Origin of the sequence: Terrabacter ginsenosidimutans, from assembly GCF_039539425.1 — a bacterium.
In the GTDB taxonomy this organism is placed as follows: domain Bacteria; phylum Actinomycetota; class Actinomycetes; order Actinomycetales; family Dermatophilaceae; genus Terrabacter; species Terrabacter ginsenosidimutans.
The window spans coordinates 304,251-325,769 of record NZ_BAABDC010000003.1 but is presented as its reverse complement, the minus strand read 5'-3'; the positions used below and the strand labels follow the sequence as shown (position 1 = coordinate 325,769).

Here is a 21,519-nt window from a genome sequence, read left to right as displayed (position 1 = left end):
CGCCGTCGGGCACGGGTCGTCGCGTTCCGGCCCCGGGCGGGTCACAGCGATGACACAGTGTCCGTTGAGGACGACCCGGCTCTCAGGCGACCGCCGATAGCCCAAGGTCGGTCGGCCCCACTCCGGTCTGGCACGCCAGACCGAGACCCGCCGATCGACGTGGCGCGCCCCGGCCTGGCATCACCTCGAAAGGAATGCTCCATGGCCCTCCGCCGCGCGCCTCTCGCGCGCACCAGTGCCCTCGCGGCACCCGCTCTCGTCGTCGCAGCCCTCTTGCTGCCGACCACCCAGGCGAACGCCTCCTCGCCGTCCGTGCCGCTCACCGGCACCTCCACCCCCGTCACCGGGTCGTACGACGTCGGTGACGCGGGTCAGAACCCGGAGTTCCAGACTCCCGAGAACGAGTCCTCCCCGGAGGCCGACCCCACCACCAAGATCGTCAACCGCACCCTCTCCCAGGGCCACGCGGCCGGTCACGGCGTCACGGTCGCGAACGCGACCCGCAGCAAGTCGAACCCGACGTTCACGACAGGCTTCGAGGGTCTGAACCACTACCAGCAGCGCTACTCGCGCGGCGGCAACCAGTTCAGCATCGAGCCGCCCGACCAGGCGCTGTGCGTCGGCGGCGGCCACGTCGTCGAGGCCGTCAACGACGTCTTCAACGTGTACGACTCGACGGGCGCGTCACAGCTGCCCGACAACACCGCGAGCAACGTCGTGTCCGGCTTCCCGCGCGACGTCCACCACGCCGTCGACCTCAACTCGGTCTTCGGCTACCCCGCCGCGATCAACCGCGCCACAGGAGCTTTCGGACCGGAGCTCACCGACCCGACCTGCATCTACGACGCCGCCACCCAGCGGTTCTTCCTCGTGGTCCTCACGCTCGACCGCGTCGGGACGACCAGCGCACTGAGCCACGTCAACCACCTCGACCTGGCGGTGTCGCAGACGTCCAACCCGGTCGGCTCGTGGAACATCTACAAGCTCGACGTGACCAACGACGGCACGAACACCGGTGGCGTCAACCCTGGACCGTACCTCGGCGACTACCCCCACATCGGCGCGGACGCCAACGGCATCTACCTGACGACGAACGCCTACCCCTGGAACGCGAACGGCTTCGCCGGGGCGCAGATCTACGCCCTGTCCAAGGCCCAGCTCGCTGCGGGCGCCCCCACGGTCACCATGCAGCACCTCGACACCTCCGGCATGGTGGCCGCCCCGAGCGACACCGGTTCCACCCAGCCCGGGTTCACCGTCTGGCCGGCCCAGTCGCCGGGCACGACGTCCTTCAACCTCAGCAACAACGGCACCGAGTACTTCCTCAGCTCGAACGCTGCCGATGAGGCCACCCACCCGAAGGCCGGCACCGGCGGCAACTACGTGTCGCAACAGATCGTCGTGTGGTCGATGACGAACACCGGCTCGCTCAACACGGCCAGCCCGAACGTCCAGCTGGCCAACAAGCTCGTTGGTGTGGGCACGTACGCCCTGCCGCCTAAGCAGCACCAGCCCGGCTCGGGCGGGTCGCCCGGGGTCACCACGCCCCAGGGGCACTGCCTCCGTGACACGACGACGGAGCTGTTCAACGGCCAGCTCGGGTGCTACCGGCTCCTCGTCGGCGCTCCCTCCAGCGAGGTCGTCTCCACGCCCGACTCGAACGACACCCGCATGCAGCAGGTCACGTACGCGAACGGCAAGCTGTGGGGCGCCCTCGACACCGCGATCACGGCCGGCTCGTCGAACCGTGCCGGTATCGCCTGGTACGTCGTCAAGCCCGGCGGTGCCAGCCTGTCGCCCAAGGTCGCCCTCGCCGGCTACCTCGGCCAGGCAGGGATGGACTTCACCTACCCGGCCATGGGCATCACGCAGAGCGGCCGCGGCGTCATGGCCTTCACCGCGACCGGCGACAGCACCTACCCCAGTGCCGGCTACGCCTCGATCGACGCTCTGACCGGAGTCGGCGCCTGGAACGTCACCCCCGGTGGTGCGGGGCACGCGACGGCGGACGGCTTCACCAGCTACAAGGCCCAGGTCGGCAACCCGCCGCGGACCCGGTGGGGCGACTACGGCGCCGCATCGGTCGACGGCGGCACGGTGTGGCTGGCGAGCGAGTACGTCGCCGGAGCCTGTGACTACACCGCCTGGGGTGGCCCGTTCTTCGCCGGCGGCACGGGCGACAACCTGCTCGGCACGTGTGCCGGAGCGGGCCACGGTCCGGGCGCCCGGACGGCTCTCGGCAACTGGTCGACGCGGGTGAGCGCCTTCACCCCGTGACGCCGTAACCACCGCACCCGAGCAGCTCACACGGACGACGCGATGCGCCGGCCTCCCCGCGGGAGGCCGGCGTGTCGCCACGTCCTCAGCCGGGTGGGACCTGCCCGACCTTCGGGGCCGCGAGCCCCAGCGCAGCACTCTCCTCGTCGCTGAACAACCTCGAGCGGATGAGGAACCGCACACCCTCGGGCGCCTCGACGGAGAAGCCGCTGCCGCGACCCTTCACGACGTCGACGGTGAGGTGGGTGTGCTTCCAGTACCCGTACTGCGACACCGACATCCAGAACGCGATCGGCGCAGGCACGCCGTCGACGACGAGATCGGCGAGGAGCACGTCGGCCTCGCTCGTGATGAAGTCACCCGCCGGGAAGCACATGGGAGAGCTGCCGTCGCAGCAGCCGCCCGACTGGTGGAACATCAGCGGACCGTGGATCCCGGTGAGACGGCGGAGCAGGTCCGCCGCCTCACCGGTGAGGTCGACCCGGCTGGGGGAAGCCGAGGGCTCACCGGGTGCGACCGTCTCGGGGGGTGTCATGGCCACGGGGGCCGCCCCGCTCAGAAGAACCCGAGCGCGTCGGGCGAGTAGGAGACGAGGAGGTTCTTCGTCTGCTGGTAGTGGTCGAGCATCATCTTGTGGTTCTCGCGGCCGATGCCGGACTGCTTGTAGCCACCGAAGGCGGCGTGCGCCGGGTACTGGTGGTAGCAGTTCGTCCAGACGCGACCGGCCTTGATGCCACGGCCCATCCGGTAGGCGCGAGACCCGTCGCGGGTCCACACGCCGGCACCGAGTCCGTAGAGCGTGTCGTTGGCGATCGACAGGGCGTCGGCCTCGTCGTCGAAGCTCGTGAGAGAGACGACCGGTCCGAAGATCTCCTCCTGGAAGATCCGCATGGAGTTGTTGCCCTCGAAGACGGTCGGGGCGACGTAGTAGCCCTCGGCGAGGTCGCCGTCGAGGACGTTGCGGTCACCGCCGGTGAGGACCTTGGCGCCCTCCTGACGCCCGATGTCGAGGTAGGACAGGATCTTCTCGAGCTGGTCGTTGCTCGCCTGGGCACCCATCGTCGTCTCGGTGTCGAGTGGGTTGCCCTGCTTGATCTTCTCGACGCGGGCCACGGCGTCCGGCACGAAGTCGCTGTAGATCGAGCCCTGCACGAGCGCGCGCGACGGGCAGGTACAGACCTCACCCTGGTTGAGGGCGAACATCGTGAAGCCTTCGAGTGCCTTGTCGTAGAAGGCATCCCGCTCCTGCGCGACGTCGTCGAAGAAGACGTTGGGGCTCTTGCCGCCCAGCTCGAGGGTGACCGGGATGATGTTCTGCGACGCGTACTGCATGATGAGCCGTCCGGTCGTCGTCTCACCGGTGAAGGCGATCTTGGCGATGCGAGGGCTGCTCGCCAGCGGCTTGCCCGCCTCGACACCGAAGCCGTTGACGATGTTGAGCACTCCCGGGGGCAGGAGGTCACCGACGAGCTCGACGACCTTGAGGATCGACCACGGCGTCTGCTCGGCCGGCTTGAGCACGACGCAGTTGCCGGCAGCGAGGGCCGGCGCGAGCTTCCACACGGCCATGAGGATCGGGAAGTTCCACGGGATGATCTGCCCGACGACTCCGAGCGGCTCGTGGAAGTGGTAGGCGACGGTGTTCTCGTCGATCTCGCTGCTCGAACCCTCCTGTCCCCGAAGGACGCCCGCGAAGTAGCGGAAGTGGTCCACGGCCAGCGGCAGGTCGGCGGCGAGCGTCTCACGGACGGCCTTGCCGTTCTCCCAGGTCTCGGCGACGGCGAGCGCCTCGAGGTTCTGCTCGATGCGGTCCGCGATGCGGTTGAGGATGAGCGAGCGCTCGCCGAGGCTCGTGCGGCCCCAGGCGGGGGCGGCTGCGTGAGCGGCGTCGAGGGCGGCCTCGATGTCCTCCTCGGTGCCGCGGGCGACCTCGCAGAAGGGCTTGCCGTTGACGGGCGAGACGTTCTCGAACCAGAGGCCCTTCTTCGGGTCGACCCAGTTGCCGCCGATGAAGTGGCCGTAGCGGTCGAGGACGGTCACGAGCGAGTCCGGCGACCCGGGCGGTGCGTAGACGGTCATGGTTGATCTCCCAACATCCTTGGTGGTTCCCCTCCCAGGGGTTGTCGAGACCGTAGGCAGCGCAACGTTGCAACCACGTTGCGTGGCGTATGCCGGGTGGTGGCGTCACGGCATACGCCCGGTTTGTGGCTCTCGACGTTCGGATGGGGGCCGAACGTGGCCTCTCGACGTTTGGAAGGGGGCCGAACGTGGCCTCTCGACGTTCGCAAGGGGGCCGAACGTGGCCTCTCGACGTTCGGAAGGGGGCCGAACGTGGCCTCTCGACGTTTGGAACCGTCGAGAGGCCATCAATGGCCCCGCGTCAGGGGGTGCCGAGCTCGCGGTCGAGGCGGTGGATCTGGTTCTGGACGAGGGGCATCAGGGGCGAGCCGGGCCCAAGCACCCGGGCCTGCGCCTGCCACATCTCGTAGTCGTCGGCGCCGGACGCCGAGCGCGTCCACGCCGACATGAGGTCGGCGCGGCCGCTGCCGAGGACGGCCCGGCGGAGGTCGCCCCCGACGCTCTCGCGCAGGCGGACGACGCCCGGTGCCGTCGAGCGCGGCAGGAGCGGGCCGCGGTAGGCCCGCATCGCGCTCGCGACGTCGCCGGCGGCGAGGTGCGCCTCGACGCCGAGCCAGTCACCGGAGAGCTCGGCGACGAGGCGGTAGGGCCGCGACGCGAGCAGGTCCTCCCCGAGCAGGCTGCGCAGGCGCCCCATCTCGACCCGGAGCGTCGAGGCGCTGCTGTCCTCCTCGTAGAGCAGGACCGCGAGCTCGTCCCCGGACAGGCCGCGCGGGGCCGAGGCGAGCAGGAGCAGGATCTCGCTGTGGCGTGGGCTGAGGCGCACGGTCTGGCGTCGCCCACGCCCGTCGTCGACGGTCAGCAGTGTGTCGTTGCGGCCGAGGGACTCCATGAGCACCGAGAGCCCGCGCGCGGTCGTCGACGCCGGCTGGGGCGCCCGACCGCTGACGAGCATCTCCCGGGCGAGCTCGGACTCAGCCATCCGCGCTGCGGCCCGGACCATCGCCATCGTCTGCGGCACCACGATGTCGTCGCCGCCCGTGATGTCGAGGACGCCGAGCACGGTCTGGTCGGAGGGGTCGTGGATCGTCGTGGCGGCACAGCTCCAGCGCTGCACGGAGCGGCGGAAGTGCTCGGCCCCGACGACGTTGACGGACTGGTCGAGGCGCAGGGCCATGCCGGGCGCGTTGGTGCCGGCGAGGCGCTCGTCCCAGTTGCTGCCCTCGACGAAGCCGATCGACTCGGCGCGCCGGAGCACGCTCGGCGTGCCGCACACCCAGAGCAGCTGCCCCGAGGCGTCCGAGACCGCCATGACGGCGTCGCAGTCGCGCGCGGCCTGTCCGAGCACGTCGTCGAGCAGCGGGAAGACGCGCGCGAGCGGGTGCGCCTCACGGTGGTCGCGCAGGGCGTCGGCAGGCAGCGTGATCGGGGCGTCGATGGTGTCGACGTGCACGCCGGCGGCCGCCGAGCGCAGCCACGAGTCGGCGACGTGGGCGCGGACCCCGCTGCTCTCGGACTCGGGACGGACGTCGGCGGACATGCGCCGATTGTGCACACACTCCGGCCGTCGGCGACAGGACTGCGTCCGATCCCACAGCCCGAACGCGTCCCGCCGGGTTGGACAGAAGGGGTGGTCAAGTGGCGGATTGAGGCGCACCATGAAGGAACCCGCGCAGATTCCTTCCGAAGTCCGAGGAGCGACGATGTCACGACGAGCCCCCTTCGTGCCCGACGGCGTGCCGGTTCTGTCACGCGGTCGCCACCGCAGTCCCCGCAAGGGCGCGTGTTTCATGGAGATGGCCTCGTTCCTGGCCGGTGAGCGTTGGAGCGACCACCCGGAGTGCACGCACCCCGTCCTCGCCACACTCGCGCGCTGCGTCAACGACATGCTCGACGAGACGCACCGGCAGCGACTGGTGACGATGATCCCCGAGGTGGTCGGCCTCAACCCCGACGACCCGCGTGTGGCGACGGCGCTCGTGCTGACCACCGCCCGCGCAGCCCTGCCCGTCTCCGCCGAGGAGCGCCAGAACGTCATGGCCCTCGCGATCCTCAACGCCGAGGGCATCCTCGCAGAGCAGGACGGCCACTCCCCCGGACAACTGTCGAAGGCCTCCCGCGCCGCTCTCGCGTCATCGCCTGCGGCAGAGCGCTGGGCACGGATCCACTTGGCGCGCATGGGTTTCAACGCTGCCGCGGTCCGACCGGCAAACGCCGCCAAGGTCGTGGCGCTGGCCGTCGACGGCATCGCGCGGGCCTGCGTCGACGACCCCGAGGAGCGCCTCGTCAGGCTCCTGCGCGACGGCATCGACGTCGTCGCCGCCTTCGCCCCGCTCGCGCCGACCCCGACCCCGACCACCTGGGTCACGCCGAGCCCGACGTCGACCTCCTCGACGACCAGCACGGCCGCCGCGAAGCAGGCCCGGACACTGGCCCGCTGACCGCCGCGATGGCATCCTGATCCGGCCCCGGCAGCAGCTGCCGGGGCCGAACCATGCCGGCTGACCTGCCGACGACCACCAGGAGTCCCCTGTGCATCCCGCGCACGAGCCGTTCGAGACCGGCACCCTCGTCACCGGGGACGGCCACGAGGTGCACTGGGAGATGTCCGGCCGCCGCGACGGCACACCGCTCCTCGTCGTGCACGGCGGTCCGGGTTCGGGCGCCTCACCGTGGTGGACGACGTTCTGCGACCCGGAGCGCTACCGCGTCGTGCTCGTGGACCAGCGTGGCGCGGGTCGCAGCCGGCCGCATGCCGGTGACACGCGGGAAGCGCTGCAGCACAACACGACCGCCGACCTCATCGCGGACTTCGAACGGCTGCGCGCGCAGCTCGGCATCGACGCGTGGGTCCTCTTCGGTGGGTCGTGGGGCTCGACGCTCTCGCTGGCGTATGCCGTCCAGCACCCCGAGCAGGTCCGCGCGCTCGTGCTGTGGGCCGTCGGGACCACCCGCCGGCACGAGGTCGAGTGGCTGACCCGCACGATGGGTGAGGTCTACCCGGCCGAGTTCGACGAGCTGCTCGCGTCCCTGCCGTCGGATGCCGACCCGGCCAACGTGCCGCTCGCCGTCAACCGGCTGCTCCTCGACGACGACCCGCTGGTGGCCGACGCCGCGGCCCGCGCCTGGTGCGCCTGGGAGGACCGGCTGGCGACGCTGTCGGGGCCGGTGCGCCCGAGCCCGCGCTACGCGGATGCACGCTTCCGGCTCGGTTTCGCCCGGCTCGTCACGCACTACTTCGGCCACCACGCGTTCCTGCCCGACGACGCCATCACCGGGCATCTCGACCGGATCGTCGACATCCCGGCCGTGCTCGTGCGGGGCCGGCTCGACATCGCCTCACCGCTGCGGGTCGCCCACGAGCTGGCGCGGTCCCTGCCGCTCGCCGAGCTGCACGTGGTCGAGGACGACCTGCACGGACCCGGCAGTGAGGGCGAGCGGATCCTGCTCGAGGCACTGGACCGCTTCGCCGGGTCCGCCGCGCCGGGGCACTGAGGCCCCGAGTGATCACGGACCGGGCGACCCCGACGGTCCTCGCCACACGGCATACGCCAGTGGCCACGTCCGGGGTCGGACGTGGCCACTGGGCAGCTCACGGCGGGAGCCGCAGTGCTGACGGTGTCAGCGGGTCTCGCGGAAGTCGACGTGCTCTCGCGCGACCGGATCGAACTTGCGCAGCACGAGGCGGTCGGGCTGGGTGCGGCGGTTCTTGCGCGTCACGTAGCTGTAACCGGTGCCGGCGGTCGAACGCAGGGTGACGACGGGGCGCAGGTCGGTGCGCTTTGTCATTGGTGCTCCTTCGGTCTCGGGTCACGGACCTTCGTGACAGCAATGAGAACCATTATCGACCCGCCGTCATTCCCGACGTCGTGGTTGCCTGCCCTGTCAGGCGAGGCCCACGTTGGCGAGCCATTTCTTGGCGACCGTGCTCGCGTCCCTCTTGTCGACGACGACCTGCTTGACCATGTCGGCGAGCGACATGGTGTCGAGCTTCGCCGAGACCGTGTTGAGCACGCCCTTGACGCTGTCGGCCTTGTCGGAGCGCACGAGCGGCACGACGTTGTCCGAACCGAAGAGGCTTTGCGGGTCCTCGAGCACCACGAAGCCGTTGGCCACGATCGAGGGGTCGGTGCTGAAGATGTTGGCCGCCTTGACCTGGCCGTTCTTCAGCGCCTCGACCGTCGCCTGGCTCTGCAGCGGGCGGAACTCCTTGGGCGTGATGTTGTAGACCGACTTGAGCCCGACGAGGCCCTGCTGGCGCGTCTTGAACTCCGGCGGGGCCCCGATCGTGAGGTCGGCCTGGTGGGCCGCGAGGTCGGGGATCGCCTTGAGCGACCACGCGTTCGCGGTCTCCTTCGTCACGGCGAGGGAGTTCTTGTCCTCTGCGGTGGACTTGTCGAGCACCGTGAGCCCCTGCGGGACGGCCTTCTGCAGGGCGGCGTAGACCTCGTCGGGCTGGACGACCTTGGCGTTCTTGTCGTAGTAGTTGAGCAGCGAGCCGGTGTACTCGGGCAGCACGTCGACCTCGCCGCCGGTGATCGCCTTGAGGTAGGTCTCGCGGCTGCCGATGTTGAACTGGCGGGTCACCGACCTGCCCTGGGCCTCGAGCGCCTGGGCGTAGATCTCGCCGAGCAGGGCGGCCTCGGGGAAGTCGGCGGAGCCGATCTTGACCGAGCCGGCGGCCCCGGTCGAGCCGCCGGTCGAACCCGCCGCGGGGCTCGTGGCCGGGGCGAGCGGGTCACTGCCGCCACCGCAGGCGGCCAGCGGCACGACGGCGGCGAGCAGCAGGCCCGCGGCGAGGAAGCGCGTGCGTGTCATGATCGATCCCTTTCGGATGGGGTGCCCGTGGCGGCGGTCGCCTCCACGGGGCCGGTGCTGCCGGAGCCGACGAGCGCGGCCTGCCGCGGGTCGGCGTCCGGGCGGTCTGCACCGACGGAGTCTGGTTGAGAGTGCGGGTCGGAGTGTCGGGCGCGTAAACGGGCAACACGCTTGGACCGTCCACTGATTCCCGGGGAGACGGCCCAGTTCTCGAGCAGGGCCAGGGCGCCGTCGGCGACGAGCGCCAGGACGGCGACGAGGATCGACCCGCAGACCATCTGGACGTAGTCGCGCGAGGCGAGCCCGTCGATGAGGTAGCGGCCGAGACCGCCGAGGCTGACCGAGGCCGCGATGGTGGCGGTGGCGATGACCTGCAGGGTCGCGCTGCGCAGACCGCTGAGGAAGAGCGGCAGCGCGCACGGGGCCTCGACCTTGGCCAGCACCTGCCAGCCCGTCATGCCCATCCCGCGGGCCGCGTCGCGAGCGGCGGGCTCGACACTGTCGATGCCGGCATACGTGCCCGACAGCAGGGGCGGGATCGCGAGGAGCACGAGCACGGTGATGCTGGGGATGACGAAGGCGAGGTCGCTCTTGATGAGCGGCCCGACGAACATCGACACCGCGAAGAGCAGCCCCAGGGTCGGCACGGCACGGGCCGCGTTGGCACCGGTGACGAGCCACCGCATGCGGCCGGAGTGACCGACCCACGCGCCGAGGGGCACGGCGATGACGAGCGCGATGAGCAGGGTCAGGCCGGTGTAGAGCAGGTGCTCGAGCACGCGGTTGGGCACGCCGTCGGTGCCCTGCCAGTTGGCGGGGTCGGTGAACCAGGCCCAGATCTGCGTCAGGGTCATGCGGCCACCGCCCGCGTCCAGGGCGTGAGCACCCGTGACACGACCTGGATGACGAGGTCGAAGACGAGCGCGAGCAGCAGGCACGCGACGATGCCGACCCACACCTCGGTCGGGAAGGAGCGGGCGTAGCCGTCGGTGAGGAAGTAGCCGAGCTGAGAGATGCCGATCAGCGAGGCCACGCTGACGATGCTGACGTTGCTCACCGCGGCGACGCGCAGACCGGCCGCGATGACGGGCACGGCCAGCGGGAGGTCGACGGCGCGGAACCGTGCGAACGGCCCGTAGCCCATCGCGATCGCCGCCTGCCGCGTGGAGCTGTCGACCGACGACAGCCCGTCGGCGACGGTGCGGGTCAGCAGGGCCACGGTGTAGACGGTCATCGCGACGATGACGTTGACCGGGTCGAGGATCTTCGTGCCCAGCAGCGGGGGAAGCAGGATGAAGAGGGCGAGTGAGGGGATCGTGTAGAGCAGACCCGTCGTGGTCAGCAGCAGCGCACGCAGGCGCGCCTGCCGCGCGGCGAGCCAGCCCAGCGGCACGGCGATGACGAGGCCGAGCACGAGCGGCAGGCCGGCGAGCCAGGCGTGCTGACCGGCACGCGACAGGATGTCGCCGATGTGGTCGAGGGCCCAGGTCACCGGGCGGTCGCCCCCTCGGCCGGGGCGGCGTCGCGACGGGCCTCGATCGCGGGGATCACCTCGGCAGCCCGGATGGTGCCGACGAGCCGGCCGTCGTCGCCGGCCACGACGCCTCGTCCGCTCGGCGACGAGAGGGCGGCGTCGAGCAGTGCGCGCAGGGAGCCGGAGGTCGAGGCGACCGTGCCGCCACGGTGCAGCAGGGTGCGCGTCACCTCGGACTCGACGGCTGCTGCACGAACCCAGCCGACGGGCTCGCCCGCGTCACCGACACAGAGCACCCACGGCGTCCCGACCGCCCGCACCTCGTCGGCACTCGCCCCGAGGCGCACCGTCGGCTCGTCGGCGAGGGAGAGCTCGGGAGCGGCCGCGAAGGACAGCGCGCGGTAGCCCCGGTCACGTCCGACGAAGCCCGCGACGAAGTCGTCGACGGGGTCGGCGAGCAGCTTGGCCGGCGAGGCCAGCTGTGCCAGAACGCCGCCCACGCGCAGGACCGCGACCTGGTCGCCGAGCTTGACGGCCTCGTCGATGTCGTGGGTGACGAAGAGGATGGTCTTGCCTAGCTCGGACTGCAGGCGCAGGAACTCGTTCTGCAGCTGCTCGCGCACGACGGGGTCGACCGCGGAGAAGGGCTCGTCCATGAGCATGACGGGCGGGTCGGCTGCGAGCGCCCGGGCCACACCGACGCGCTGCTGCTGGCCGCCGGAGAGCTGAGCCGGGTAGCGCCTCGCCATCGCGGGGTCGAGGCCGACGCGCTCGATGAGCTCCATGGCCCGCTCGCGTGCCGTCTTCCTGTCGGTGCCGAGCAGGCGCGGGACGGTGGTGACGTTGTCGAGGACCGTGCGGTGCGGGAACAGGCCGGCATGCTGGATGACGTAGCCGATGCCGCGGCGCAGCTCGGCGACGTCGAGCGAGGCCGTGTCGCGGCCGTTGATCGAGATCGTGCCGGACGTCGGGGTGATCATCCGGTTGACCATGCGCAGGGTCGTCGTCTTGCCGCACCCCGAGGGGCCGACGAGGACGGTGATCTTGCCCGTGGGCGCCTCGAGCGTCAGGTCGTCGACGGCGACCGACCCCTGCTCCTCGTCGGTGCCGGACGCATCGGCGTATCGCTTGGTCACGCCCTCGAAGCGGATCATGCTCCTCAACGTACCCGCCAGCACCCACCACGCCGCGGACCACGACCTCACGGTCAGATGTCGATGATGACTCCGCCGGAGTGCACGACGCGAGCGACGACCGCTCCGATCGGGCCGGAGCGCGGCTCCGACGCGCTGCCGAGCTCGCTCGCGAAGGTGGACTGGACGATCTCGGTGACGAGCGCCGTCCAGAGCCGGGCCCGCACGAGCATCGCGTGGTCGGCCCGTGCCACCCGGACGAGCGAGGCGTCGAGCCCTCGGGCCTGCATCTGCTCGACCGCCGCGCGGGTGCGCGCGAGCGAGCAGATGACGTCGCGGTCGCCGTGGAGCAGGACGGTGCGGGTGCCGGCGCCCGGCTGCGGGTCACCGGGCTCGACCCACGGCGCCAGGCCGACGACGAGCCGCACGTCGGGGTCGTCCCCGACGTGCATCGCCACGCGACCGCCCATCGAGTGACCGACGAGCGCGATCGGGACGCCCGGGTATGCCGCCCGCACCTGGGCCAGCGCCCACCTGGCGTCCTCGACGGGCATGGCATGGCCGTTCCACCCGCGGACCCGGAACCGCAGCCGCGCGACGGCGAGCGGGCCCGGCACGCGCTTCAGGGCGCGGGCGAACGGCACGAGCCGGGCGACGTTGTGGGACCACGCCCGGTTGGGCTCCAGTCCCTCGACGGCCCCGCCGTGCATGACGAGGGCGACTGCCGTCGCACCGGCGGGCCGGGCGTCCCAGACGAGGGACGCGAGCGGCATTCCGGAGTGGTCACCACGGACGCTCCCCACGTCGCCGGCAGTGGCGCTCACACCTGGGTGCGGTGGAAGTTGGCGAACGACCGGCTCGCCGTGGGGCCGCGCTGACCCTGGTAGTGCGAGCCGTAGGTGCCTGAACCGTAAGGGTTCTCGGCCGGCGAGCTGAGCCTGAAGAAGCAGAGCTGCCCGATCTTCATCCCCGGGTAGAGCATGATCGGCAGCGTCGCGACGTTGGACAGCTCGAGGGTCACGTGGCCCGAGAAGCCGGGATCGACGAAACCGGCAGTCGCGTGGGTCAACAGCCCGAGCCGACCGAGTGAGCTCTTGCCCTCGACACGCGCGGCGAGGTCGTCCGACAGCGTCACCGTCTCGAGGGTCGAGCCGAGGACGAACTCGCCCGGGTGCAGGACGAAACCGTCCTCCTCCGGCGTGACCTCGACGAGCCGGGTCAGGTCGGGCTGCTCGGCGGCGGGGTCGATGTAGGGGTACTTGTGGTTGTCGAAGAGCCGGAAGAACTTGTCCAGCCGGACGTCGACGCTCGACGGCTGGACCATCTGCGGGTCCCACGGGTCGAGCACGACCCGCCCGGCAGCGATCTCGGCCCGGATGTCCTTGTCGGAGAGCAGCACGGGACGAGGCTATAACGCCGCACCGATTTCGCCCCGCGACTCCTGCCACGCGGACGTCTCCGGCGCCCTATCGTCACGTCATGGACCCCTCGAACCGCGCCGACGACGCCCTGATCGCCGACTTCCACACCGTGCTGCGACGGATCCTCGAGCAGCTGCCGGGTGACGGCGGCGGTCAACGCCTGTCCGACGCCCTGCGCGAGCACCTCGGGACCCCGCCGCACCTGCTCGCCGTCGTCGCGGCGCCGGTCCCGGCCCACCGCCTCGTCGATGCCGACATCGCCCTGTCCGAGGTCATGGCGGCCGACCCGGACGCCACGGTCATCGGCATCGCCGGGGACGCACGGCACCACATGTCGCTCGGCGACCTCGTGCAGCACGTCCACGGTGGCGGCCTGGCCGTCGGGCAGGTCGACTACGACCGGATGCCCACTGGCCCCGGCAAGGACGACCAGCGGCAGGTCGTGACCTCCGGCATCCGGCTCTTCGCCTTCGAGGGGCACGCGGTCGCGGTGCGCCAGCAGGGCATGAACCGGCAGTTCGGCCGCGAGTCCGGCACCATCGAGGTGCTCTCCCAGGACCGCGACGTGTCGGACGCCCTCATGGCCCGGGTGCAGGAGCTCATGGACGAGCGCAGCGTCATCCGTGGGCAGGTGGTGACGTTCGGCTCGGACCCCTACGGACCAGGGCTGGCCGGCGTGACCTTCATCGAGCGCCCCACGGTCGACGCGGCCGCCGTCGTGCTGCCCGACGGCGTGCTCGACCGGGTGGCCCACCATGTCATCGGGATGGGCGAGCAGCGCGAGCGCCTCGTCGCCCACGGCCAGCACCTCAAGCGGGGCGTGCTGCTCTACGGGCCTCCCGGCACCGGCAAGACCCACACCGTGCGCCACCTGCTCTCCGCGACGCCGGGCACGACGGCGGTGCTGCTGAGCGGCGGCTCGCTCCGCTTCATCCACGACGCGGCCAAGGTCGCCCGCGCGCACCAGCCGGCGATCGTCGTCCTCGAGGACTGCGACCTCGTGGCCGAGGACCGCTCCTTCGCGCCGATGGGCGCCTCGCCGCTGCTCTTCGAGGTGCTCGACGCCCTCGACGGTCTCGACGCCGACGCCGACGTGGCCTTCATCCTGACGACGAACCGCGTCGAGGACCTCGAGGTCGCCCTGTCGCAGCGACCGGGTCGGGTCGACCTCGCCGCCGAGATCCCGCTGCCCGACGCCGAGGGGCGCCGCGAGCTGCTGCGCCTCTACGGCGGCCACCTCTTCGGATCCGAGGCGATCTCGGCCGCCGCCGCACGAGCCGAGGGCACGACCGCGTCGTTCGCCAAGGAGCTCGTGAGGCGCGCGGTCCTGGCCGCGGCCCTCAGCGACGAGCCGCCGTCGGACGAGCACCTCGGTCTCGCGCTCGACGAGCTGATGTCGGACGCGCAGCGGCTCACCCGCAGCCTCCTCGGCGTGGGGTCCCGTCCCGACGAGGGCCTCGACGGGGCAGAGCCGGGTATGCCGTCCGGCCGCCTCCCGCGGCCCGCCCGCTCCGTCGCGGTGTTCGGGCCGTCCTCGGACGGCGGGATGACCCAGCCCGGCTGACCGCGCGGCCGGGGCACACGGCATACGGCATACGGCATACGGCACGCGAGCGCGGCGAGCGCCGCTCAGGGGAGGAGCCCGGAACGGCGGGCGATGGCCACGGCCTCGGTGCGGTTGCCCGCCCCGAGCTTGGCGAGGATCCGCGACACGTGGACGCTGGCGGTCTTGGGCGAGATGACGAGGATCCTCGCCACGTCGTCGTTCGTGGAGCCGTCGGCGACCAGCTCGAGGACCTGGCGCTCCCGCGCCGTGAGCGGGGTGAGCGGGGTGAGGGTGGAGCGGGGTTCGGTCCGGCCGACCGTGGGCAGGGAGACGCCCCAGCTGCGGCCGAGCACCTGCACCTCCCGCTCCAGCGGCCCCGCTCCCAGACGGCACGCGATGGCATGCGCGTGGCGGAGCTCGTCGACCGAACGGTCCCGGTCGCCGGCGAGCGAGCAGGTCTCGGCGAGCCGGACCCGGCAGACCGCCTCGTCCCAGCTGCGGCCGATCCCCGCCCAGGCCTCCACCGCCCGGACCCAGTCCTCGACGGTGTCGGTGCCACGAGACCTCGCGAGGAGGGCTGCCTGCTCGCTCCGGAACGCATCTGCCGCCGGGGCGACCCACTCGAACCGGGCACAGAGCGCGTCCAGACGGGTGACGAGCCGGGCACCGACGGCATCGGTCGTGCGCGCCTGGGCAGCCACCTCGAAGCGTGCCGCCGCGTTCACGGCCGGCCACACGGCAGCGAACCACCAGTCGCGCGGATCACCGCTCAGGGCGTCGAGCCGACGGCGGGCGGCGTCGACGTCGCCGACGGCGTAGAACGCGGCCACGAGGTCCGCGAGCCCGTGGCCCTGACCGACGAAATCGAGCTCTCGGTCCAGGTCCGGCGCCACGCGGTCCAGGTAGGACGGGAGCTCTGGCTGCGATCCCCGTCGCACCGCGATGCGCAGCCGCAGACCCGCGGCCTCGGCGCGAGCCGGGGCGTACGACGACTCGACGACCTCGAGCCAGCGCTCGGCCTCGGCCCAGTCCCCCAGCTCCACTCGCGCGGACGCCAGGCCGAGGGCGATGCCGGCGTAGCGGCGCGGGGAGAGCGCGGGGTCCTGGAGGCGCCGTAGAGCCGCCTCGGCTTGAACGGTCGCCTCCTCGTAGCAGCCCGCGTCGACGAGGCCCACGACGACGGACTCCAGCACGATGGACCAGTCGGCCAACGGCAGCTCCGCGAACTCGTCCTCCAGTGACATCAACCGTCGCGCCTCGGCGAGGGGCTCGACGCGGGCCAGGTGGTCGAAGCCCACGAAGACCTCCGAGCGCAGCCGGGCCCGCGCGCCGCCCACCTTCCGCGCCATCTCCCAGCCGCGGCGATGCAGCCGCGCGGCGAGGGCCCCGTCGAAGCGGCGCGCCTCCCGACCTGCGAGCTGCAGGGCGTCCATGGCGACGAGCCCCTGCGGCGCCTCCAGCAGCAGCGTCGCGCGTTCCCGCGTCGTCTGCTCCCCCGAACGGAGGGAACCCACGGTGCCCGGTGGCCGGCCCTCGAGCTGTTCGAGTCGCATGGTCAGCCACAGGCGGGTGATCGCATCGAGCTCCAGATGAGGGCCCTCGCACTCCGCGGCCACGACCTGGGCCACGGCCTCGCGCTGCTCGGCGGCGACGGCCGCGACGCACAGGTGGTAGATCAGGTCGACCATGCCCATGCCGCAGGCGGCCTCCGGATCACGCACCGCTCCCCAGAGCTCGTGGACCCGGAGCAGGCACGACGTCTCGAGCCGGCTGTCACCGCCGCGGGCCGCCAGCCGGGCGGCCCGAGCGAAGCCGCCCAACGCCTCCTCGGCGTCACCCGCCGCGATCCGGTGGTGGGCCACCGCCACGACCGTCGCGAGGTCTGCCGGACTCGCCGCCTCCAGTGTCTCCGCCCACGCGCGCTCGAGGCGTCGTCGCCGCGTCGGCGGCAGGCGCGAGGCCACCAGCTCCTTCACCAGCGCGTGGACGAACCTCAGCCGTCCGGCCTCGGTCGGCTCGAGCACCCGCGCGGTCACCGCGTCGTCGACGGCCTGATCGACCTCGGCGGCCTGGGCCTGGACGACACGGGTCAGGTCCGTGGTGGCGACGGGACCGTCCGCGACGGCCGCTGCCTCGAGCATCGCCGTCACCCGGCTGCCGAGGCGACGCAGCCGACCGTCGACGATGGCTCCCAGCGACTCGGGCAGGGATGAGGTGCCGACCCGAGCCTCGTGCGCCAGGTGCTCGACGAACAGCGGCAGCCCCTCACCCAGACTGAGGATCCGGTCCTCGACGGCTGGGTCGAGCTCGGCGCCCACGACGCGGCGCAGCTGTCGGCGGGCGCTCGCCTCGTCCAGCCGGACGAGCCGAACGGGGTGCGCGTTCGCACGTGAGACGAGGTCCGAGAGCACCGCCGCGGCCTCTGGTTCCAGCACGGGCGTCCGGAAGGAGGTGACAAGCACCAGCGGCCGGCTCTCGGCGGCTGGACCCATGACGCGCAGGAGGTCGAGGGTCTGGGGGTCGACCCATTGGACGTCCTCGACGACCCAGCACACCGGGCGACGGGCGGCCATCGCCTCGAGCAGGTGGATGGCGGCGCCGAGCACCGCGACCCGGTCGGGAGCGGGCGTGAGGTCGGCGCGCTCGGCGTGCCGACGGAGCTCCGAGGGCGCCGAGAGCTCGGGCACGAGCGAGCCCAGCGTGCGGCACGCCTCCGGCGCCAGCCGCCCGAGGTCCTCCACCCCCAGCTGCCGGAGCGCGTCGCGGAGGCTCTCGGAGAGGGTGGCGAAGGGCAGGTGCCCACCGGTCAGGTCGACCCCGTGCCCGACCACCACCACCATTCCCGCTGCGCGCTCCGCTGCCGCGAACTCCGCGATGAGGCGGGACTTGCCGATGCCGGCCTCGCCGGTCACGACCGCTGCACCACCGACTCCTTCGCGAGCGCCCGCGGCCAGGAGCCGGAGCTCGTGGAGCTCTGCGTCCCTGCCGACCATCGCGCGCGCGCCCACGTTCCCGATTGTCGCGAAGGTCCCGGCACCGCGGAGGGTTACGGCCGGGTCACTCGCGAGCAGCCCCAGAGATAAGGATTTTGCCTGATTCCCCGTGACCGGCTTACGGCGAGCGTGGAGGTGTCAGCTCGAACCCGATCAGGAGGAATCATGCTCTCGCTCAACCCCAACCCACAGCTCATGATCGAGCTCGCGACCTCGTCTCGCGCCGAACAGATCCGCCGTGCCGAACGACGCCGCATGCACGAACCGGCCCCGACCGAGGCCCGGGCTCCACGCCGCGGCTACTGGGGCGGGATGCGTCGTCACCGCTCGGCGAGCACCGCATCACCGCGCGTCGTGTGACGCCCGGACCACCCGCGCGAGCCGTGGGCGCCGTTGGTGGCACACGGCATACGCCCCCAGTGGCCGTCGGCCGCTCGTCACCCGGCGAAGGCGCGCACCCGCTGTCCGGGGACGGCGACGCGCACCCGGAAGACGGCGCCGGCCTGCGGCTCGGGGTCGTCGAGGTTCTCGCGGGACGTCGTGACGTAGAGGTCGCGCAGGTCGTCGCCGCCGAACGTGCAGGCCGTCGTGAGGCGCACGGGCAGCGCGACCTCGTCGAGCATCTCGCCCGACGGCGAGAAGCAGCGCACGCGACCTGCGCCGTTGAGGGCGACCCAGACGTTGCCGGCGCTGTCGACCGTGAGGCCGTCCGGGTGCCCGACGTCGTGCGTGACGAACGGGCGTCGGTTGACCAGCTCGCCGTCGACGACGTCGAAGACGTCGGTGCGACCCGTCGGGGTGTCGTCGTAGTAGGCACGGCGCCGGTCGGGCGACAGGTCGATCCCGTTGGAGATCGTCACGTCGGGGAGGACGACCGTGACGCAGCCTGCCGGGTCGACCCGGAAGAGGCGCGCGGTGCCGGGCACCCGGTCGTAGCCCATCGTCCCCGCCCACAGCCGGCCCAGGCTGTCGACACCGCCCTCGTTCATCCGGACGGACGGGTCGTCCCAGAGGTCGAACCACGGAGTCGGTATGCCGTGTGGTTCGTCGGCGCGGGCCAGCCCTCGCTCGGTCGCGACCACCCAGCCGCCGTCGGTGCGCGGCCGCACGAACGCGGCGACGTCGCCCACGTGCATCCGGTCGACGGAGCCGTCCTCGCGGAGGGTGAGGACGTCACCCGCGAGCATGTCGACCCAGCGCAGGCCGCCCCAGGTCGGCGACCAGACAGGCCCCTCCCCGTGGTAGCAGAGGGCATCGGTGACCTGCTCGAGCGCGCCGGTGACCATGTGGGCCCTCGGGTCCGAGGCGCCCATCAGTCCCACCACACGCCGACGTAGTGGTGCCCCTCGGGCACGGCCGGACCGTCGACGAGCCAGTCCGCCTGGGCGGCCGGCCCACCGCTGCACTCGGTATCGGCCTCGACCGTCATCGCGTCGACCTCCTCCGGCTGCAGCGTCGTGATGACGGCCACCCCACTGGCGAAAGGCCACTCGTCGTCCGGGAAGTCCTGGAACTCCAGGACGTCGAGCTCGACCCGCACGTCGTGGACCTCCGGGTGCTCGCGCAGCTCGAGCAGCACGCGCCGCACCGTCTCCAGGGGCATGTCCTCGGGCCGGTTCGGCGCGATGGACCACTCGCAGTCGTTGCCGTCGAAGAACTGCTCGAGGGTCACGGCGACCTGCGCGCTCGCTCCGCCGCGCTGACGCACGTGCTCGACGAAGGCGGTCTGCTTGACGAGATCCATGACGGTTTCGGCCTCTGGGGTCGCGGTCTGGGCACTGGCTCGGCGTCGGCTACACTGGCGCCGCGTGCCGCTCACGTGCCCTTGTCGGGGCACCTCCGGCGGCCCGTGCGAGCGTAGCTCAATGGTAGAGCGCCAGCTTCCCAAGCTGGATACGCGGGTTCGATTCCCGTCGCTCGCTCCGATACCGAGCCGCAGGTCGGGCAGGTCTCCCGGCTTGCGGCTGACCGCGTCAGGGCAGCTCGGAGTCCGGTGGGCTCGGCACGTGGAACCCGGCTCTGACGATGGCGCTCGCGACATCCTGGACCGATGCGTGGTGGGCGCGAGCGTGACGACGCATCACCTCGAAGGCCTCGTCGACGCCGACGCCGAGGTCGTTCGCCGTGAACCCCTTTGCCTGCTCGATGACGACCCGCGACGCCAGTGCTCCCTGCAGCTGCTCGTTCATCAGGGCCTGCTCGCGGAGTCGCGCCCCGTTGGTGACGAAGCCGGCCGCCAGGTCGGCCAGCACCTGGGCAACCTCGAGCTCGTCCGCGCTCCACTCACGCATCGAACGGTCGTACAGGTCGAGGGTCCCCATGGTGGTCTCGTCCCGTCGCACGGGCAGGCAGGCGACGGCTCGAAGGCCGAGCCCGACCGCTGTCGCACCGAAGCGCGGCCAACGGTTCGCCGCGGCCACGAGGTCGGGGACCGCCACCACCTCGCCGCGTGTCATCACGTCGCGGCAGGGTCCGGTCTGGAGCGCTTCCGGCGTGCGCTCCAGCTCGATCGCAGTGCGGCCCCGGGCGGCGACACTCTGCAGCCGGCCGGCCTCCTCCAGGACGACGGAGCACCCGGCCACTTCCAACAGCTCGACGGTGCACTCGACGAGGTCTTCGAGGGCGGCGGGCACGTCGGCACCACGAGAGAGGGCCGCGGCCGAGCGAGACAGCGTCCTGAGCAGGGCTCTCTGGTACACCATGTCGTCGCCTCTTTGGCCTCACCGAGATTCGCCGATGGGACGAGGGCGCGGGCACCTCTCACACCGCGCTTCCAGATTACCGGGGACCTCGCTGCGACCGGCTCTTTTGGCGAGGACGGCCGTTCTCGCCTGCGCGCTCCGATCCCGACCTAGCATGGATGGACGACGTCAGCCCTGGACCTCGGCTGCCCGTAACCCGGCCCCGGACCCCGGCCGGTCGCGACAGGAACCGCGAATGTCGAACGCCTCTCAGCAGATGGCGCACCCGGACTCGTCAGCCGTTGACGGTGAGATCAAGACCCTCCGCTTCGGCCAGTTCTCCCTGATCGACGTGCCGGAGGTCAAATCCTCGGTCTTCAGCGCGGTGGGTGAGGCCATCCTGCGGGAGTGGGCGCTCTCGCCCACCGGCGTGATGGCCCGCATCAGCTGTCCCGTCGACGCCGACGACGACTCGGTCCGGGCCGTGGCCGCCGCGGGAGATCTCGTCCACCGGTGGCCCGGCACTCCGATCGGAGTCATCGCCGAGTCCTCGTCCCTGCGCGACCAGCTGGCTCACGACCCCATGGGCCGCTACCTGAGACTGGGGCCGACGATCCCGGCCGTGTGGCCGCACATGTGGGTCGAGGGCATCGCGTCATCCCTGACGATGGAGCTGATCCCCGCCCTGCGCGCGTCCGAGGATGCCCGGTCGGCAGCAACGCGTGCCTGCCTCGACTGGGGCCTGGCCCCGATGATCCCCAGGGTGTCCCCGCTGATCGGCCGGATGGTGCGCCGGTCCGTGCTGGAGGGCGCCGGGGACCTGCACCTCTCGCTGTCGCAGCACCGGACACGGATCCGCATCGTCGTCGAGGACGACGCGCCACGGCCCCCACAGGACGCAGACCCCCAGAAGGCTCGACGACGCGCGCTGGCGCCGTCGGCCGCCGAGCCCTGCGCGAGTCGAGGGGAGTTCAACGTCGGGTCGCGACACTTCTCCTGGGCCGTCTGCGAGCCCCGAGGCCATGGCCTGTCTCCGTCGGGCGGTGCCCAGCGCCGTACACCCGTCGCCTGAGTCAGCTGAGTCAGGACCTCGCGGC

General features: G+C 71.8%; 20 protein-coding genes and 1 tRNA gene. 7 read left to right on the top strand and 14 right to left on the bottom strand.

Annotated elements, in window-relative coordinates; genetic code table 11:
* Nucleotides 1–201: 201 nt before the first annotated feature.
* Complete coding sequence (locus ABD831_RS11830; protein ID WP_344946351.1) at nucleotides 202–2,277, top strand: hypothetical protein; 2,076 nt, start codon at nucleotides 202–204, stop codon at nucleotides 2,275–2,277.
* A gap of 85 nt (nucleotides 2,278–2,362) precedes the next feature.
* Here the strand turns inward: ABD831_RS11830 and ABD831_RS11825 are convergent, their stop codons facing one another.
* The 3 genes from ABD831_RS11825 to ABD831_RS11815 form a co-directional block, all read right to left on the bottom strand.
* Entirely contained in the window at nucleotides 2,363–2,812 is a 450-nt protein-coding gene (locus ABD831_RS11825) for a DUF779 domain-containing protein (protein WP_344946917.1), read from the bottom strand.
* A 20-nt stretch (nucleotides 2,813–2,832) separates the two neighbouring features.
* Nucleotides 2,833–4,356 (bottom strand): acetaldehyde dehydrogenase ExaC, encoded by a 1,524-nt coding sequence (gene exaC, locus ABD831_RS11820; RefSeq protein ID WP_344946348.1) that lies wholly within the window; start codon nucleotides 4,354–4,356, stop codon nucleotides 2,833–2,835.
* 301 nt (nucleotides 4,357–4,657) lie between these two features.
* Nucleotides 4,658–5,896 (bottom strand): helix-turn-helix domain-containing protein, encoded by a 1,239-nt coding sequence (locus ABD831_RS11815; RefSeq protein ID WP_344946345.1) that lies wholly within the window; start codon nucleotides 5,894–5,896, stop codon nucleotides 4,658–4,660.
* 163 nt (nucleotides 5,897–6,059) lie between these two features.
* Between ABD831_RS11815 and ABD831_RS11810 the strand changes: the two genes are divergently transcribed.
* Complete coding sequence (locus ABD831_RS11810; protein ID WP_344946342.1) at nucleotides 6,060–6,797, top strand: hypothetical protein; 738 nt, start codon at nucleotides 6,060–6,062, stop codon at nucleotides 6,795–6,797.
* Nucleotides 6,798–6,888: 91 nt separating this feature from the next.
* A complete protein-coding gene (gene pip / locus ABD831_RS11805; protein WP_344946339.1) occupies nucleotides 6,889–7,851 on the top strand; it encodes a prolyl aminopeptidase in 963 nt (320 codons plus the stop codon).
* A gap of 126 nt (nucleotides 7,852–7,977) precedes the next feature.
* Here pip and rpmG read toward each other — a convergent pair whose 3' ends face one another.
* The 7 genes from rpmG to dcd all read right to left on the bottom strand — a co-directional run bounded on the left by rpmG (nucleotide 7,978) and on the right by dcd (nucleotide 13,180).
* Nucleotides 7,978–8,145, bottom strand: coding sequence for a 50S ribosomal protein L33 (rpmG, locus tag ABD831_RS11800; RefSeq protein WP_142179277.1), 168 nt, complete (start codon nucleotides 8,143–8,145; stop codon nucleotides 7,978–7,980).
* A 96-nt stretch (nucleotides 8,146–8,241) separates the two neighbouring features.
* Nucleotides 8,242–9,174, bottom strand: coding sequence for a glycine betaine ABC transporter substrate-binding protein (locus ABD831_RS11795; protein WP_142179278.1), 933 nt, complete (start codon nucleotides 9,172–9,174; stop codon nucleotides 8,242–8,244).
* Complete coding sequence (locus tag ABD831_RS11790; protein ID WP_344946333.1) at nucleotides 9,171–10,028, bottom strand: ABC transporter permease; 858 nt, start codon at nucleotides 10,026–10,028, stop codon at nucleotides 9,171–9,173. Before ABD831_RS11790 ends, ABD831_RS11795 begins: the two co-directional genes overlap by 4 nt.
* A complete protein-coding gene (locus ABD831_RS11785; RefSeq protein ID WP_344946330.1) occupies nucleotides 10,025–10,666 on the bottom strand; it encodes an ABC transporter permease in 642 nt (213 codons plus the stop codon). The genes ABD831_RS11790 and ABD831_RS11785 overlap by 4 nt, the downstream gene beginning before the upstream one ends.
* Nucleotides 10,663–11,802: an ABC transporter ATP-binding protein gene (locus ABD831_RS11780; protein ID WP_344946328.1), complete on the bottom strand. Its 1,140-nt coding sequence runs from the start codon at nucleotides 11,800–11,802 to the stop codon at nucleotides 10,663–10,665. Before ABD831_RS11780 ends, ABD831_RS11785 begins: the two co-directional genes overlap by 4 nt.
* Before the next feature lie 53 nt (nucleotides 11,803–11,855).
* Complete coding sequence (locus ABD831_RS11775) at nucleotides 11,856–12,554, bottom strand: alpha/beta fold hydrolase (protein ID WP_344946325.1); 699 nt, start codon at nucleotides 12,552–12,554, stop codon at nucleotides 11,856–11,858.
* Between the two features lie 47 nt (nucleotides 12,555–12,601).
* The gene (gene dcd, locus ABD831_RS11770; RefSeq protein ID WP_344946322.1) at nucleotides 12,602–13,180 is read right to left on the bottom strand and encodes a dCTP deaminase; all 579 of its coding nucleotides are present in this window, start codon (nucleotides 13,178–13,180) and stop codon (nucleotides 12,602–12,604) included.
* 80 nt (nucleotides 13,181–13,260) lie between these two features.
* Here dcd and ABD831_RS11765 point away from each other — a divergent pair, with 80 nt between their 5' ends.
* Nucleotides 13,261–14,766 (top strand): AAA family ATPase, encoded by a 1,506-nt coding sequence (locus ABD831_RS11765; RefSeq protein WP_344946319.1) that lies wholly within the window; start codon nucleotides 13,261–13,263, stop codon nucleotides 14,764–14,766.
* 65 nt (nucleotides 14,767–14,831) lie between these two features.
* On the opposite strand, the gene ABD831_RS11760 is transcribed toward ABD831_RS11765, so the two are convergent.
* Nucleotides 14,832–17,756 carry a helix-turn-helix transcriptional regulator gene (locus ABD831_RS11760; RefSeq protein ID WP_344946316.1) on the bottom strand — a complete coding sequence of 975 codons (2,925 nt, stop codon included), beginning with the start codon at nucleotides 17,754–17,756 and terminating at the stop codon, nucleotides 14,832–14,834.
* Between the two features lie 150 nt (nucleotides 17,757–17,906).
* On the opposite strand from ABD831_RS11760, the gene ABD831_RS11755 reads away from it, so the two are divergent.
* Entirely contained in the window at nucleotides 17,907–18,101 is a 195-nt protein-coding gene (locus ABD831_RS11755) for a hypothetical protein (protein WP_344946313.1), read from the top strand.
* Nucleotides 18,102–18,178: 77 nt separating this feature from the next.
* Here ABD831_RS11755 and ABD831_RS11750 read toward each other — a convergent pair whose 3' ends face one another.
* Both ABD831_RS11750 and ABD831_RS11745 read right to left on the bottom strand, forming a co-directional pair.
* Nucleotides 18,179–19,054 (bottom strand): SMP-30/gluconolactonase/LRE family protein, encoded by an 876-nt coding sequence (locus ABD831_RS11750; protein ID WP_344946310.1) that lies wholly within the window; start codon nucleotides 19,052–19,054, stop codon nucleotides 18,179–18,181.
* On the bottom strand, nucleotides 19,054–19,485 hold the full coding sequence (locus tag ABD831_RS11745) for a hypothetical protein (RefSeq protein WP_142179284.1): 432 nt from the start codon (nucleotides 19,483–19,485) through the stop codon (nucleotides 19,054–19,056). Before ABD831_RS11745 ends, ABD831_RS11750 begins: the two co-directional genes overlap by 1 nt.
* Before the next feature lie 107 nt (nucleotides 19,486–19,592).
* Between ABD831_RS11745 and ABD831_RS11740 the strand changes: the two genes are divergently transcribed.
* Nucleotides 19,593–19,663 (top strand) — tRNA-Gly (locus ABD831_RS11740).
* A 51-nt stretch (nucleotides 19,664–19,714) separates the two neighbouring features.
* Here ABD831_RS11740 and ABD831_RS11735 read toward each other — a convergent pair.
* A complete protein-coding gene (locus ABD831_RS11735) occupies nucleotides 19,715–20,443 on the bottom strand; it encodes a GAF and ANTAR domain-containing protein (protein WP_344946306.1) in 729 nt (242 codons plus the stop codon).
* 235 nt (nucleotides 20,444–20,678) lie between these two features.
* Between ABD831_RS11735 and ABD831_RS11730 the strand changes: the two genes are divergently transcribed.
* Nucleotides 20,679–21,494, top strand: coding sequence for a hypothetical protein (locus ABD831_RS11730; RefSeq protein ID WP_344946303.1), 816 nt, complete (start codon nucleotides 20,679–20,681; stop codon nucleotides 21,492–21,494).
* Nucleotides 21,495–21,519: the final 25 nt, after the last annotated feature.

Excerpts from the sequence above, each read along its gene's own strand:
- ABD831_RS11830 (WP_344946351.1), top strand. The coding sequence starts at position 202 with ATGGCCCTCCGCCGCGCGCCTCTCGCGCGCACCAGTGCCCTCGCGGCA.
- ABD831_RS11825 (WP_344946917.1), bottom strand. The coding sequence starts at position 2,812 with ATGACACCCCCCGAGACGGTCGCACCCGGTGAGCCCTCGGCTTCCCCC.
- exaC (WP_344946348.1), bottom strand. The coding sequence starts at position 4,356 with ATGACCGTCTACGCACCGCCCGGGTCGCCGGACTCGCTCGTGACCGTC.
- ABD831_RS11815 (WP_344946345.1), bottom strand. The coding sequence starts at position 5,896 with ATGTCCGCCGACGTCCGTCCCGAGTCCGAGAGCAGCGGGGTCCGCGCC.
- ABD831_RS11810 (WP_344946342.1), top strand. The coding sequence starts at position 6,060 with ATGTCACGACGAGCCCCCTTCGTGCCCGACGGCGTGCCGGTTCTGTCA.
- rpmG (WP_142179277.1), bottom strand. The coding sequence starts at position 8,145 with ATGACAAAGCGCACCGACCTGCGCCCCGTCGTCACCCTGCGTTCGACC.
- ABD831_RS11795 (WP_142179278.1), bottom strand. The coding sequence starts at position 9,174 with ATGACACGCACGCGCTTCCTCGCCGCGGGCCTGCTGCTCGCCGCCGTC.
- ABD831_RS11790 (WP_344946333.1), bottom strand. The coding sequence starts at position 10,028 with ATGACCCTGACGCAGATCTGGGCCTGGTTCACCGACCCCGCCAACTGG.
- ABD831_RS11780 (WP_344946328.1), bottom strand. The coding sequence starts at position 11,802 with ATGATCCGCTTCGAGGGCGTGACCAAGCGATACGCCGATGCGTCCGGC.
- ABD831_RS11775 (WP_344946325.1), bottom strand. The coding sequence starts at position 12,554 with ATGCCGCTCGCGTCCCTCGTCTGGGACGCCCGGCCCGCCGGTGCGACG.
- ABD831_RS11765 (WP_344946319.1), top strand. The coding sequence starts at position 13,261 with ATGGACCCCTCGAACCGCGCCGACGACGCCCTGATCGCCGACTTCCAC.
- ABD831_RS11755 (WP_344946313.1), top strand. The coding sequence starts at position 17,907 with ATGCTCTCGCTCAACCCCAACCCACAGCTCATGATCGAGCTCGCGACC.
- ABD831_RS11750 (WP_344946310.1), bottom strand. The coding sequence starts at position 19,054 with ATGGGCGCCTCGGACCCGAGGGCCCACATGGTCACCGGCGCGCTCGAG.
- ABD831_RS11745 (WP_142179284.1), bottom strand. The coding sequence starts at position 19,485 with ATGGATCTCGTCAAGCAGACCGCCTTCGTCGAGCACGTGCGTCAGCGC.
- ABD831_RS11735 (WP_344946306.1), bottom strand. The coding sequence starts at position 20,443 with ATGGTGTACCAGAGAGCCCTGCTCAGGACGCTGTCTCGCTCGGCCGCG.
- ABD831_RS11730 (WP_344946303.1), top strand. The coding sequence starts at position 20,679 with ATGTCGAACGCCTCTCAGCAGATGGCGCACCCGGACTCGTCAGCCGTT.